Origin of the sequence: Marinicrinis lubricantis (assembly GCF_042658665.1) — a bacterium.
Classification (GTDB): Bacteria; Bacillota; Bacilli; order Paenibacillales; family KCTC-33676; genus Marinicrinis; species Marinicrinis lubricantis.
On record NZ_JBHSQV010000159.1, the window covers coordinates 21,050 to 35,624 of the forward strand.

Annotated in this window: 7 protein-coding genes and 1 pseudogene; 5 read left to right on the forward strand and 3 right to left on the reverse strand. The window is 47.8% G+C overall.

All coding sequences use genetic code 11. The features are described from left to right. Positions 1 to 10: 10 nt before the first annotated feature. Both ACFPXP_RS13030 and ACFPXP_RS13035 read right to left on the reverse strand, forming a co-directional pair. Positions 11 to 700: a hypothetical protein gene (locus tag ACFPXP_RS13030; RefSeq protein ID WP_379894689.1), complete on the reverse strand. Its 690-nt coding sequence runs from the start codon at positions 698 to 700 to the stop codon at positions 11 to 13. 247 nt (positions 701 to 947) lie between these two features. After that, the gene (locus ACFPXP_RS13035) at positions 948 to 2,210 is read right to left on the reverse strand and encodes a LamG-like jellyroll fold domain-containing protein (protein WP_379894690.1); all 1,263 of its coding nucleotides are present in this window, start codon (positions 2,208 to 2,210) and stop codon (positions 948 to 950) included. A 388-nt stretch (positions 2,211 to 2,598) separates the two neighbouring features. Here ACFPXP_RS13035 and ACFPXP_RS13040 point away from each other — a divergent pair, with 388 nt between their 5' ends. From ACFPXP_RS13040 to ACFPXP_RS13060, 5 genes are all read left to right on the forward strand, one after another. Beyond that, positions 2,599 to 4,113, forward strand: a complete 1,515-nt coding sequence (locus ACFPXP_RS13040; RefSeq protein ID WP_379894696.1) for a malate:quinone oxidoreductase — start codon at positions 2,599 to 2,601, stop codon at positions 4,111 to 4,113. 277 nt (positions 4,114 to 4,390) lie between these two features. Then, on the forward strand, positions 4,391 to 8,329 hold the full coding sequence (locus tag ACFPXP_RS13045; RefSeq protein WP_379894691.1) for an endo-1,4-beta-xylanase: 3,939 nt from the start codon (positions 4,391 to 4,393) through the stop codon (positions 8,327 to 8,329). A gap of 358 nt (positions 8,330 to 8,687) precedes the next feature. Continuing rightward, the gene (locus tag ACFPXP_RS13050) at positions 8,688 to 10,319 is read left to right on the forward strand and encodes a rhamnogalacturonan lyase B N-terminal domain-containing protein (RefSeq protein WP_379894692.1); all 1,632 of its coding nucleotides are present in this window, start codon (positions 8,688 to 8,690) and stop codon (positions 10,317 to 10,319) included. 304 nt (positions 10,320 to 10,623) lie between these two features. Beyond that, a complete protein-coding gene (locus ACFPXP_RS13055) occupies positions 10,624 to 11,391 on the forward strand; it encodes a hypothetical protein (protein WP_379894693.1) in 768 nt (255 codons plus the stop codon). 154 nt (positions 11,392 to 11,545) lie between these two features. Next, entirely contained in the window at positions 11,546 to 13,021 is a 1,476-nt protein-coding gene (locus ACFPXP_RS13060; RefSeq protein ID WP_379894694.1) for a protein adenylyltransferase SelO, read from the forward strand. A gap of 312 nt (positions 13,022 to 13,333) precedes the next feature. Here the strand turns inward: ACFPXP_RS13060 and ACFPXP_RS13065 are convergent. Further along, positions 13,334 to 14,289, reverse strand: a pseudogene (locus ACFPXP_RS13065) (iron-hydroxamate ABC transporter substrate-binding protein). Positions 14,290 to 14,575: the final 286 nt, after the last annotated feature.

Below are 14,575 nucleotides of genomic sequence, written 5' to 3' on the forward strand. Positions count from 1 at the left end.
GCATCACCCTTCAATGGGGGATGCGCTCTTTCTTACTGTCAATCTTAAGATATCGCTGTCTGTTTAGCCGCCAAATCCCTGCTGCGATCCAAATGCACCCCATCGCAATCGTCACCCCATGAGCGACTCGGATCGGTTGAGTTCCCAAAAACTGAGGCAGGTACATGAGGAACCCGAATGCAAAAGGAATACCGCTCCATTTTGGCAGCAGTCGGGATTTCCAAATCGCTATGGCTGTCAGCACGGAACCGCCAGCGACGATGATCAACCCTGCTACGATGAAGGGGAAACCCAGACCGAATCGAAGAGGTTGAGCGAGATCCATGAGTTCGAGATGATGTTGTTGGATCGTTTCCTGTCCAATGACATACAGGCCGAAAACTTCAACGCCGTAAAAAGGCAGAGTGAGCCCTGTGCCGACTAGAGTGAATACAAGACTGTACAGCCCCAGCTTTTCTACCATTGTATTTTGTACAGTGAGGTATAGACCAAGCAGCCCGATGGTCAATAGCACGAAGGCGACGATCGCCATTACGTGTGAGATGATCCATTCTGTTGAAGCGAATGCAGCGGCTCCTGAAAAAGAAGTTGCATTAGAAAACGGACGAAGTGAAGGATAGAAGACAAAGAGGATTCCTGAAACCGCTAGAGCAATGGACGCAAATCGTAAGAAGGATGATGTTATCTCATTTTTCATCATAGACACTCCTTTAATATGAATTATTAATTATTAACTAATCATGTTTATATAATAACTAACCATATTAGTTTTGACTATGGGTTTACATTTTAACTTTTTGTAAAGGGAGCCGTGTTCGCTTTCTTCTAATCCGCATTCCCTGCGGGATGGGCATACAATAATGAAAAAGATTAGAACCCCCGCGAATTCATCGTCGGAGGTTCTAATCTTTATCTGCTTGATTTCTCGATATTAACCCACAGGACAACTATCGTTTTTCCCGCTTGACCATCCAGCTTTTCCCGAAGGGATCTTCAAAACATATGAAATGGGCAAATCCCTCATTTCTTACCTGGACATCTAAAGCGCCCGCAGCGATCAAGTGCGCTTTCAGCTGTTCTACGGGCCGTTTCGTTCGGTATACAAAATGAGGAAATGATTCCTTAATGGCATGATCGGTCAAACTGCTGTGCAGGTATAGGTTTGGACCGTTAAATAAGGTCAGCATGTAGAATTCATCGGGATGCTCCATATGCAGCTTAAAGCCAAGATGATGGATGTACCACTGCGCAGCAGACTTGATGTCTTTCCTTGGAAACTGTAATTGAACATTGGCGACGCTGTCCAAGACAGGAGCATCCATTGCGCTATCCGTTACGGCCGCCGGAACTACCGGCTCTGCAGGAACCCAGCCGTTCTCAACATATAACGCATTCACTTCATCCAGCTCTAATGCGCGGTCATATATTCTGAAGTCGTCAATCTTCCCTTTGAAAAAGAAATACGGTTCGTCAGTTGCTTTTCTGCCGATAAATATCGGTTCCTCGAGACAAGGCGTCAAAGTTCCCTGACATTCATGAATGAGTATCCCGTTTTGATAAAGTTTAAAAAGGTGATTACTGTAGGTTACTGCGATGTGGTACCAGTACTCCTTTTGCAATGAAGACGGAATATATAAGTCGGGGTCGTTTAAGAATCGATGGAAAGTCATTTGATGATCCAAGGTACTCAGTTGAAAAACCCGATTTTTAAAATGTCCGTCCTGCGAAACAATGGCACTGTTCCAGCCTTCTAGTTTGGCACCTTGATCGTAGCAGCACCAAATGGATAACGAAAATGCCTCGGGATTTAACGGCGGTGCTGGGTCAATGACGATATAATCATCGTTCCCGTCAAAAGAATATGCGCTGTCCCGGTTACCAAAACGGTCCACGCATGGTACCGCGCCGAATACAGTGCCGTGGTGATCCTTACCGCTGCTGTCTTGAGCGTCTCCCTCAAACAAATATTCAGCGATCAATCCCTTTCTTATATCCCCGTTCCCTTTTTTTCCGAATAACTCATCGATCGAGACCTGGAACACATCGGACAGCAAAGGCAGCAATGTGATTTCTGGACAAGATTGCTCATTCTCCCATTTGCTGACTGCCTGATAGCTAACACCCAATCGATGGGCAAGCTGCTCTTGGGTCATGCCTCTCTGTCTCCTAAGCCTGCTAATTTGCTCTGATATTTTTTTACTGTAGCTCAACGCTTCGTGCCTCCTTTGGACTCTGGTAACATCATTATAGAAGAAGAAATCTGGGAAATGTAGCATCTATTCGTTGAATCTAGGAGGGGGGAAATTCAACCGACAGTTGAATCGTACAAGCCCCCCAAGCATGGGGATCGAAGTCAGGATCGGGACAGGCAGGATTGCATAGCTGTTAGAGCGCTGCCCAATTTAGCTATGGCCTTGGTTGCTGTGAACCAGGGGATATTGGGCGGAATTCTCACTTTTGCAGTGGATACTAATCGTTTATACTTATCGGGTGATAGAACTTTTTTTATTCGGTACATCATGCTGATAGACTATGATATAGTTAGAATTAAATAGATATGAGCAAGAAAGCCTATTATTTTTTTGCAAAATACGGGGGATAAGGAGGGTAATTATGAGCAGCACAGAGAAAAAGACGGACGTTATTTTAATTGGTGCCGGAGTCATGAGCGCAACTTTGGGATCACTACTGAAAGCGTTAGCACCGGAATGGGAAATCAAAGTGTTTGAGAAGCTCGCAAAGCCAGGGGAAGAAAGTTCTAATGAATGGAATAATGCTGGCACGGGCCATGCTGCACTGTGCGAGTTAAACTATACATCGGAAAAACCGGACGGATCGATCGATATCAGCAAAGCGATCAAAATTAATGAACAATTTCAGCTTTCGAGACAGTTTTGGTCTTATCTGGTGAAGAGCAACCTGATTCGTAATCCAGAGGATTTTATTATGCCTATACCTCATATGAGTTTAGTGCAGGGGGAAAAAAATGTAGCGTTTTTGAAAAAGCGTTTTGAAGCGCTGTCCAATAACCCCTTGTTTCAAGGGATGGAGTTTTCCGATGATCCTGAAAAACTGAAGGAATGGATTCCGCTCATTATGGAGGGCCGCACATCGGGTGAACCGATCGCGGCAACCAAAATCGACTCCGGAACGGATGTCAACTTCGGCGCTTTAACACGTATGCTGTTTGATCATTTAAAAAGCCAAAACGTGGAGATCAACTATAAGCATCGTATCAAAGATATTAAACGGACCAGCGACGGCTTGTGGAAGCTGAAAGTACATGATATCGAGGGCGGTCAGACCGAATATCATACTGCCAAGTTCGTGTTTATCGGAGCGGGTGGCGGAAGCTTGCCTCTGCTGCAGAAAACTGGTATTCCGGAGTCGAAGCGTATTGGAGGATTTCCGGTTAGCGGGCTTTTCATGGTGTGCAACAAACCGGAAGTGGCGGCGCAGCACCATGCCAAAGTATACGGCAAGGCGAAGGTTGGGGCACCTCCCATGTCTGTACCTCATCTGGATACGAGATATATTGAGGGCCAAAAGACATTGCTGTTTGGACCGTTTGCCGGCTTCTCGCCAAAGTTCTTGAAAACAGGTTCAAATTTTGACTTGATCGGTTCCGTCAAACCGAATAACGTCCTCACCATGCTGGCAGCGGGTGTTAAAGAGATGGCTCTGACCAAATACCTGATTCAGCAGGTGCTGTTATCGAACGAAAAGCGTATGGAAGAATTGCGCGAATTTATTCCGAACGCCAAAAGCGAAGATTGGGACATCGTGGTGGCGGGTCAGCGTGTGCAGGTGATTAAAGACACCGAGGCTGGCCGAGGAACTCTTCAGTTCGGTACAGAAGTGGTGAGTGCCGCGGATGGCTCCATCGCTGCGCTGCTCGGCGCTTCGCCGGGTGCTTCGACAGCCGTTCATGTCATGTTGGAAGTACTGAATAGATGCTTCCCGCAGCAGATGAACGCTTGGGAGCCGAAAATCAAAGAGATGATCCCTTCTTATGGTTTGTCCCTTATGGATCATCCGGAGCTTCTTCAAGAGATTCATACCGCTACATCGCAGACACTGGGTCTAAGCGAAAAAGAACTGGCCTATCATTAAGCCATGATTTATTTCATCATCAAATGATTAGTAATCCATCCTTTTTAGGATCATACTGCATTTTGAATATGGAACCACTCCTGCTGAAGGGGTGGTTTCGTTCTGTTTAAACTCGAATTACACAAAACAATAATAGTTAAAAAATTGAAGTACATTCTATAGTTTAACCGGTAAATGAATGCTTGAGAGGCTGATATAATGCGAGGTGGAAAGGAGGATCTATCCAAAAATGTAAGCGTTTTAATGAATCCATTGCATTGTTGGGAGGATGCTAAAGATGAAGCGAACGATGAAGCGGGTCATTTGTGTCATGCTCGCAGCGGCTTTATTCATTCCGATCGGATGGCTTGCTCCGGCCGCAAGGGCAGAAACAACAGCTTCGACAGAATCGGCAGACCAGAAGGTGATATATCACGAAACTTTTAAGGACGGCATGGGCGCAGCAAAGCCGTCAGGCGGTGCCATCTTGATGGCTGTCACGGGCAAAGGATTTGACGGAAACGATGACGGAGCGGCTTTATACGTAAACCACCGAGCAAATAATTGGGATGCTGCGGACTTTTTTTACGCCGATATGGGTTTAAAGGATGGCGGCACATATACGGTTACCGCACAGGTTTACGTCGATGCGAGTGTGACCGTGCCAGCGGGGGCGCAAGCATATTTACAGACGGCGGATCAAAGCTATGCGTTTTTGGCAGGAGCGGATTTTAAAGCCGGTGAAGCCGTGACACTGAGTAAAGAGTTCACGCTTGACTCCAGCACTGGCGACACCCGCATTCGGATTCAGTCGAATGATGAGGGGGCCGGTGTGCCTTTCTATATTGGGGAGATATGGATTACTGAGAAGGGATCCTCAGAAGAGCCTCCGAGACCGCCGGCTAAGGCATTTGCAGCCATCACCTTTGAGGATCAATCATTCAGCGGCTTTACAGGTCGGGCAGGCACGGAAACGCTGACCGTAACGGACGAGGCCAATCATACCGAGGGCGGCAAGTATGCATTGAAGGTTGAGGGCAGGAGTGAAAATTGGCATGGGCCTTCCCTTCGTGTTGAACAATATGTGGACCTAGGCTATGAATATAAAATATCGGCTTGGGTGAAGTTGATCGAGCCTGCTAGCTCGCAGCTGCAGCTGTCCACACAGGTTGCGGATGGGAGCAGCGCCAACTATGTAAATCTTGCGGCCAAAACCATTGGCGTCAGCGACGGCTGGGTTCTGTTTGAAGGAACCTATCGTTATACGAATGCGGGCGGAGAATACTTAACGATTTATATCGAAAGTGCGAACCAGAGTACAGCATCGTTCTATATCGATGATATTCGATTTGAGCGGACAGGATCGGGACCCGTCGATATTCAGAGAGATTTGATGCCGATCAAAGAGGTGTACCAAGATGACTTCCTGTTCGGAAACGCGATCACCGCAGAGGATCTGGAAGGAGTTAGATTCGAGCTTCTCACGATGCATCACAATTTAGCGACGGCAGGCAACGCCATGAAGCCGGACGCGCTTCAGCGGACGAAGGGCAGCTTTACGTTCGAAGCGGCGGACCAAATGGTGAATCAAATTCTGGATGCAGGCATGAAGATGCATGGGCATGTGCTCGTCTGGCATCAGCAGTCCCCGGATTGGATGAACACGGCACAAGATGCAGAAGGAAATACCGTCTACTTGGATCGGGAAGCAGCGCTGGAGAATCTAAGAACGCATATCCGAACGGTCGTGGAGCACTTCGGCGAAAGAGTGATCTCTTGGGATGTGGTGAACGAAGCCATGAACGATAATCCGCCCAATCCGGACGACTGGGAAGCTTCGCTGCGCCAATCCCCTTGGTACCATGCCATTGGTCCAGACTATATCGAGCAGGCGTTCTTGGCAGCGAGAGAAGTATTGGACGAGAAGGGCTGGGATATAAAGCTGTATTATAACGACTATAACGATGATAATCAAAATAAAGCTCTGGCTATTTACAACATGGTCAAGGAGATCAATGAGAGGTATGCAGAGCAGCACCCCGGCCAACGCTTGATCGACGGCATAGGGATGCAGGGCCATTATAGTGTGAACACCAACCCCGCCAATGTGGAAAAATCCTTGGAGCGATTTATTTCTCTAGGTGTGGAAGTAGGCATCACAGAGCTGGATATTCAGGCGGGCAGTAATTATCAGCTATCGGAGGCAGAGGCGAACGCGCAGGGATACTTATATGCGCAATTGTTCAATATATACAAGGCTCACGCCGAACATATCTCGCGCGTAACCGTATGGGGGCTGGATGACGGTTCGAGCTGGAGGTCCGCAACTAATCCGACGTTGTTCGATAAGAATCTGCAGGCGAAGCCGGCATACGATGCGGTGATTGATCCCGTAAAGTTCACCCAAGATTACGATCCAGAGGATAAGGAAGCGACCCAGTCCACGGCCGCATACGGTACGCCGGTCATCGATGGAGAAATCGATGAAGTGTGGAGCCAAACCGCTGAGATGACGGTTGATCGTTATCAGATGGCATGGCAGGGCGCCAGTGGCATCGCGAAGGCACTATGGGACGAAGCGAACCTGTATGTGCTTATCCAGGTCAGCGACACGCAGCTTGATAAGAGCAACGCGAACGCATGGGAGCAGGATTCCGTTGAAGTATTCCTGGATCAGAACAACGCGAAAACCTCGTTCTATGAGGAGGACGATGGACAGTATAGGGTAGGCTTTGCTGGCGATACCTCGTTCAATCCGCCCAGCATATCGGAGGGATTCGAGTCACAATCTAAAGTGACGGGTACGAGCTATACGGTTGAAATGAAGATTCCCATTACTGCGGTGACACCAGCTGATGGTGCGAAGCTGGGCTTTGACGTTCAGATCAATGACGCGAAGGACGGCGTGCGGCAAAGTGTTGCAACGTGGAACGATATGACCGGTATGGGTTATACCGATCCGTCGGTATTTGGTGTGCTGACGCTGAATAATGATGAAGGTCCTGGCAGCGGTGGCGGAGGATATACCGGCGGGGTATGGATACCCAGGATAGAAACAGTGGAATTCCAAGTCAAGGATGGTATTGTGACGATCAAGCCAGCCTTCCAGACGATCAATGGACGCACCACCGCTACGATCACGAACAAAGATTTGCAGCGGGCGCTTGATCAGGCTGCGGCACAGGCGAATGGGAAGAAACAGATCGTCATCGAGCTGCTTGAGCCGGCGAACGGTGAATCATTCGAAGTGAAGCTGCCCGCGCCAAGCTTGCAAGGTCAAGGAGACTTCGTGCTGCGGATCAAGACCGAAATGGCGGTAGTAGAAGTTCCAAGCAATATGCTGTCGAATCGGTTAGAAGAAGCCGAGCAAGTATCGATCGGCATAGCTAAAGCCTCTCCAGAAGTCTTGGATGCGGCGGCACAGGAACGAATTGGAGATCGTCCCGTGATCGAGCTCAGCCTCGAAGTCGATGGACAGGTCATCGCTTGGAACAATCCGGATGCTCCTGTTATGGTATCCATACCTTATACGCCTAATGCGCAGGAACTGGAAAATCCAGACCACATCGTCGTCTGGTACGTCGATGACGCTTCTAGCATTACGACGATTCCGAATGGTCGTTACGATGCAGCGAGTGGCAGTGTCGTATTCAGAACGACACATTTCAGCACGTTCGCGGTGGCCTCCGTATTTAAGACATTCGGGGATCTGCAGAACGTACCATGGGCGAGAGAAGCCATCGAAGTGATGGCAGCCCGCGATGTCATTCATGGAACAAGCGAAGATAGTTACACACCTGCGGAAGCGATCACGCGAGCAGACTTCGTCGCATTATTAATCAGAGCCCTTGAATTACAGGGAACAGGTAGGGATGCAGCAATGTTTGAAGATGTTTCTTCGTCAGCTTACTATGCCCATGAGCTGCGCATCGCGAAGGAGCTAGGCATCGTATCCGGTACCGGAAACAATGTATTTAGACCGGAAGACTCTATTTCACGTCAAGATATGATGGTGCTTGCGGAACGCGCGCTGACAGCGGTTGGAAAGCCAGTAGATGCTGATGGATCCTTGGAAGACTATGCTGATACAGAGAGCATTACACCCTATGCGAGGGACAGTGCAACCGCGTTGGTCAAGTCGGGCATCGTTCATGGTAAGGACGGCACACTAGCGCCGCACGATCTTCTCACCCGTGCCGAGGCAGCCGTTATTCTGTATCGCATCTGGAAACGATAAGCGAGCAGCCTTTAATGAATAGTTTCACTTTAAACAAAGCAAAAGCCAAATTGTCATGCATTTGAAATAGAGCAGTTGCTATTTTATGTCTTTTTATGATTATATAGAGATAACTCCTTGTGTTACGAGATGCAAGGAGTTTTTTCTTTTTGAGGAGGTGGTGGCTCGAAGTTGAAGTATGAAATTGCAATAGGTTGAGGATGGTGCATAAGGAAGGTGGTTCTTTAAAAAACAGCAAGCGTTTCGTTCACCCACCATAAAATGTAAGCGCTTTATCCAATGGGTGCAACCGACACCAGGACGAAGGCTTGCTTCAAGGGAGAGAAACGATACAAATATAGAATGGAGGGATTTATCGATGATGATCAAACGTTGTTCGAGTCGGGCTGTGAAACTGTTTTTCGTCGTCGCGATTGTTGCAGCGGTGAGCTTATTCCCGGCAGCAAGCGGGTATGCGGCAACCGTCTACGTCACAGATAATGGATCTACGATTGTGGTCAATACGGGAGCGGGACTGGAATATACCATTAACAAAGACAATGGCGATTTGACTTCGGCCAAGATGAACGGCACGGAATTAAGCAGCTCGGGCAAGAAATCCCATATCGGTTCAGGTCTGGGGTCTGCTGCTACGGTCACGTGGGGCAAATCCCCCTCAGGATCGACCGTGCTCATTACCGTCTCAACGGATACGCTCACGCATTACTATTCATCCCGCGGAGGGGAGAATATCATCTATATGGCAACATATATCACCGCTCAGCCGTCTGTAGGTGAATTGCGATACATCTTCCGTGGAAATGGCAATGTCTTAACCAATGTTCCGGTACATTCCGATAATCGCGGTTCAACGGGAGCGATCGAGAGCTCGGATGTGTATGGCCATTCCAATGGGTACACTACATCCAAATACTATGGCAATGACCAAGCCAAGGATTTAACGATTCGGGGCGCGACGGGCAACGGCGTCGGTGTATTTATGGCCTACGGGAATCGGGAGAAAAGCTCGGGAGGCCCATTCTTCCGTGATATCCAGTTCCAGAGCGGCGGAGATACGGAAATCTATAATTATATGAATTCCGGCCATAACCAGACAGAAGATTGGCGCCTTGGATTACATGGACCTTATGCGCTTGTTTTCACGATGGGAGGGACACCGAGTGTGCCGGATTTCAGCTGGATGTCCGGTCTGAATTTACAGGGCTGGGTATCGAGCCGCGGGAATGTCGTACTTAACGGCCTCAACGGGATGGATCCCGGCTATACGTATACGATCGGCTTTGCGAACAGCAATGCCCAATATTGGACGACGGCGACTTCTTCCGGCTCGGCTGTAAAACACGGCCTAATTCCAGGTACTTATGTCATGACGGTATATAAAGGGGAACTGGCCGTATATACCGAAACCGTGAATGTTAACGCGGGGGCAACGACGACGCTTAACACCCGTACGATTACAGGCGACCCCAGCACCACACCAACCATTTGGCGGATCGGAAACTGGGACGGCACGCCATGGGAATTAATGAACGGACAGACGATCCCGATCCGACATCCATCGGACAGCCGCAATCCGAGCTGGGGACCGGTGACATATGCCGTCGGCAGCGCAACCAATAAGTTTCCAGCTGTGCAGTTCCGTGGGCAAAATTCTCCAACGACCGTCACCTTTAATCTGAATGCTGCACAAGCGTCGTCGTCCCATGTATTGAACATCGGCATCACCGCCGCTTATAACAATGGTCGCCCGAGCGTGACGATCAATGGTCATACCTTAAGCAATCCTGCCGCTTCATCACAGCCAAGATCTCGCAGCTTCACCATTGGTACGTACCGAGGCAATAATGCGACGTTCTCTTGGAGCATCCCTTCGTCATATTTCGTAGAAGGCAGCAATACAATAACCATTACACCTATCAGCGGTTCCAGTGATTTAGGACCTTGGTTAAGCGCAGGTTGGGTCTATGATTGCGTAGAGCTGACGAATTAAATCAAGCAGTTGGGCGATAACCTACCCATGCCGTCGCAAATGTATACACCGAAGGTCATGGGAGCGAATGCGCGGTTTTTAATGTAGAGACAGACCACTCCGTTGTTCATCAAAGCGGCGGAGTGGTCTGTCTTTAAATCATAATGCACGATTTGAACCCCGTGAATTTTGATGTGTACATTTCAACTTATGGTATACTGGTGTTGCTTACATGATACTTAATTCATAGGAACCATCACATGGGCCAACCGCTGACCATCATGTATCTTATGGAGATGGACTAAATAAATGGGAATGAACCGGTATGGAGTACATATTTGAAAAAGTTCCAAAAAACTACGAGGATTTTGCAAGCGGAAGGGTCTTGTACAATGCACAAGGCACAACCTCGTTTCCTGTACGGTTAGCCAGCGAATTATTTCAACGCGCGAAGTCTTATCTTAAAGCCAAGGGTGCCGGAGGACAATATACTGTTTATGATCCTTGCTGCGGCGGGGCATTTTTGTTAACGACACTGGGTCTGCTTCATGGCGGTGATTTGAGCCAGTTAGTTGGGTCGGATATTGACGATAAGGTCCTCGAATTAGCAGCAAAGAATTTATTTTTGATTAACGCTGATGGTATGGAAGCACGAATAGATCAGATCCATAAGATGATATTGGAATACGGAAAAGATTCACATAAGCAGGCCTTAGAAAGTGCCTTGCTGCTAAAAAAACAAATCGTCCAAAGAAATTCAACGTTGATGTACAACTATTTTCAAGCGGATGCAACAGATTCTAAACACCGTTTAAAACCAAAGTCTGTTGATTTAGTCATCACAGATGTTCCATATGGGGACATGGTGCAGTGGAAGAGCGAAGACGATTCCGATCATCCAATTGAAAAGCTGCTCGAGCATCTTTATGAAATGCTAAAGCCCACATCTATTATTTGTATCGTCGCCGATAAGAAGCAGAAGATCTCGAATATAAGGTATAAACGTCTGGATCGTTTCAAAGTCGGCAAGCGACAGGTGGCTTTTTTAGAACCAATAATAGGTGGGCATATGGATAGCGCGAAGACATCGTAAAAATAGGCAAGCCACTCCGACTAAGGCGAGGAGTGGCTTCATCCTATATGGATGCATTACCGAAGTATATATCGAAAAAGGCAAGGTGCGGTATGGAGAAAATAATAATGGGAATTGTAATAGAAAAACAAAGAGCCATTAAAAAGGAGACACAATGACGAGGACAAAAGCAATGATCCATACAGGATGGAATTTTGATAACAGTTATGCACGTTTGCCGGCATCTTTATTTACCAAGCAAACTCCGACTCCTGTTAGATCACCGAAAATGATCATTCTGAATGATTCGTTGGCAGCATCCTTAGGACTGAACGCCCAAGCTTTGCAAAGCCATGAAGGCGTTGAGGTGCTCGCAGGTAATCACATTCCGGAAGACGCCTTGCCCCTTGCAGAAGCTTATGCGGGGCATCAATTCGGACATTTTACGATGTTAGGAGACGGGAGAGCCGTACTGCTCGGTGAACAGATCACGCCTTCGGGTGAGCGATTTGATATTCAGCTGAAAGGTTCAGGCAGAACCCCATATTCCCGAGGGGGTGATGGCCGGGCCGCACTTGGACCGATGCTGCGCGAATATATCATCAGCGAGGCCATGCATGCGCTTGGGATTCCTACGACCCGCAGCCTGGCGGTGGTAGCTACCGGAGAGCCCGTTATTCGTGAAACCGATCTGCCGGGCGCTATTCTGACCCGTGTAGCTTCAAGCCATTTGCGCGTCGGCACCTTTCAATATGTTTCAGCATGGGAGACGACCGAAGAGCTAAGCGCTCTTGCTGATTACACCTTGCAAAGACATTTTCCGGACGTGAATGATGATGGGAATCGTTATCTTTCACTGCTCAAGGAAGTGATCAAGCGTCAGGCTTCGCTGGTCGCCAAATGGCAGCTCGTTGGCTTTATTCATGGAGTGATGAACACGGACAACATGGCCATCAGTGGCGAAACCATTGATTACGGCCCTTGCGCCTTCATGGATACCTACGACCCAGCGACGGTGTTCAGCTCTATTGACAGACATGGCCGGTATGCCTATGGCAATCAGCCACCCATTGCCGGTTGGAATCTCGCCAGATTCGCCGAAGCAATGCTGCCGCTGCTTCATCATGATCAAGAAGAGGCGGTCAAGCTGGCTCAAGATGCCATTTCCGACTTCCCCGAGCTGTATCAGCATCATTGGCTTGCCGGAATGAGAGCAAAGCTAGGTATACTGCATGAGGAACAAGAAGACGAAATGCTCATTCAAAGCTTGCTGAAATTGATGCAGAAGTACCGAGCGGATTACACCAATACTTTCCTGGCACTGACTTTCGATAAGACGGAGGGTTCCGATCTATTTGGCAGCGATGAATTTTCTCAGTGGAAGGAGCAGTGGAAGGCGAGATTAGACAAGCAGAAGGAATCCAAAGAAGAGTCACATCTGCAGATGCGTCGCAGCAATCCGGCAGTCATTCCTCGCAATCATAAGGTAGAAGAAGCGCTGGAAGCTGCGGTAGAACATGAGGACTTCAAGGTAATGGGACGTCTTCTTGACGTGCTTTCGAGACCTTATGCGCATACTCCCGACCAAGCTGAGTATTGCACACCGCCCGCACCATCCAACGTTCCGTACCGAACCTTTTGCGGCACGTAAAATAGAAGCTGTGAGAGCCCGCTTCATTGTTGGAGTTTCGTTATCAAGGCGAGGGCCAGCCGGATGGTCTTAGTTTGGTGTGCTTTGTGCAATGTTCTTCCTGTCAACGGCTTGAGTTGAAAAGGGTGCCGTAATCAAATGAATCCCCCCATAATGTTAAAGCCATTGTCGCGAGCCTGAATTTATTTTGTGGCATATGTAAGACAATATGCAGGCATATAGAAATGCGATCTATGCAACATCATGGGGGGATATTCAAGGATATATTCAAAGGTTACATGAAGGCCGGAACAGTACAGATGACGAACATGGTCATTCTTTATCTAAAAATCCTTTTTCGAAGATGTCCAGCAAGTATTCGAGCGTTGTCGGATCGCTGTAGGAGGATGCCTCTGTATCGATCTCAATGACGTGGCCATTCTTCACCGCAGGGATATTGTTCCACACGCTCGTTTCCATAAAGGCGTTGTCGCTAGCCGTACTTCTGCTGAGGACGATGTAATCGCCCGCATATTCGGACAATATCTCTTGCGACAATGTATAGTACCCTGCATCGAGGGCGTCCTGCTTCACTTTTTCTGGCATCTGCAGACCCATGGCTTGATATAAAATTTCTGTTCCCCTTGCCCAATTATCTCCGAAGACATAGAAGCTTTTGGAATCCGTCTCAAAACCGATACGGTTACATTCTCGCCATTGTTCGCTTTAATTTCTGCGCCGATCGCTTCGGCCCGCTGTGTAAAGTCGTCAATCCATGCTTGTGCTTCCTCTTCTTTATTCAGCAGTTTACCGATCTCTAGCTGTTGATTCAGGTAGTCTAACTTGCCCCAGGTGTATACGACCGTCGGCGCAATCTGATCTAGTTTGTCGAGATTTTTCATGTGGGTTCCAGCAATAATCAGATCGGGCTCCAGCTCAATGATTTTCTCCAAATCTTCCTCCGATACGATTTCGACACCCTCCAGCTTTTCAGTGAATAGGGGATTATTATACGTCCATTGATCCACTCCGACGAGCGTGCTGTCCAAAGAAAGTATGTTCGGCGCGTTTGTCAAAGCGACGATTCGTTTTGGCTCGCTTGGCACTTGGATAGGACCGTTCTCGGATGGATAGGTAATGGTTTCGCTTACTTCGCCCACGGTCTGTGTGGATGTACCGCTGCTGTTGTTAGGCGCATTATGGTTTGCATTATGGTTGTTGGAAGAATTGCCGCAAGCACTCAGCAAAATAATTGAGAATAGCGCTAACACAGTGATTACTTTATTCATGTACAGTCTCCTTTTCTGACTCCAATCGGAACTTAATTGATAATGATTTTCAATATCATATTAAAACTATATGATTTCATCATAAAATTTGTCAATTGGTTTTTGAGAATAGATTTGCTCTTCTAATCTTTATATGAACAAAAAAATGAATCTTTTTTTAAGGAGCCATTCCTGTAATGAAGTAATTTGCTCTTTGAAAAGAAAAAGCGCCTCCTGTATGCTGGGTCTCGGAATGGTTCGACATTCACTGCCCTAATTGAAGGAGGACGCTCAATATGAAGTATAA

Excerpts from the sequence above, each read along its gene's own strand:
- ACFPXP_RS13030 (WP_379894689.1), bottom strand. The coding sequence starts at position 700 with ATGATGAAAAATGAGATAACATCATCCTTCTTACGATTTGCGTCCATT.
- ACFPXP_RS13045 (WP_379894691.1), top strand. The coding sequence starts at position 4,391 with ATGAAGCGAACGATGAAGCGGGTCATTTGTGTCATGCTCGCAGCGGCT.
- ACFPXP_RS13050 (WP_379894692.1), top strand. The coding sequence starts at position 8,688 with ATGATGATCAAACGTTGTTCGAGTCGGGCTGTGAAACTGTTTTTCGTC.
- ACFPXP_RS13055 (WP_379894693.1), top strand. The coding sequence starts at position 10,624 with ATGGAGTACATATTTGAAAAAGTTCCAAAAAACTACGAGGATTTTGCA.
- ACFPXP_RS13060 (WP_379894694.1), top strand. The coding sequence starts at position 11,546 with ATGACGAGGACAAAAGCAATGATCCATACAGGATGGAATTTTGATAAC.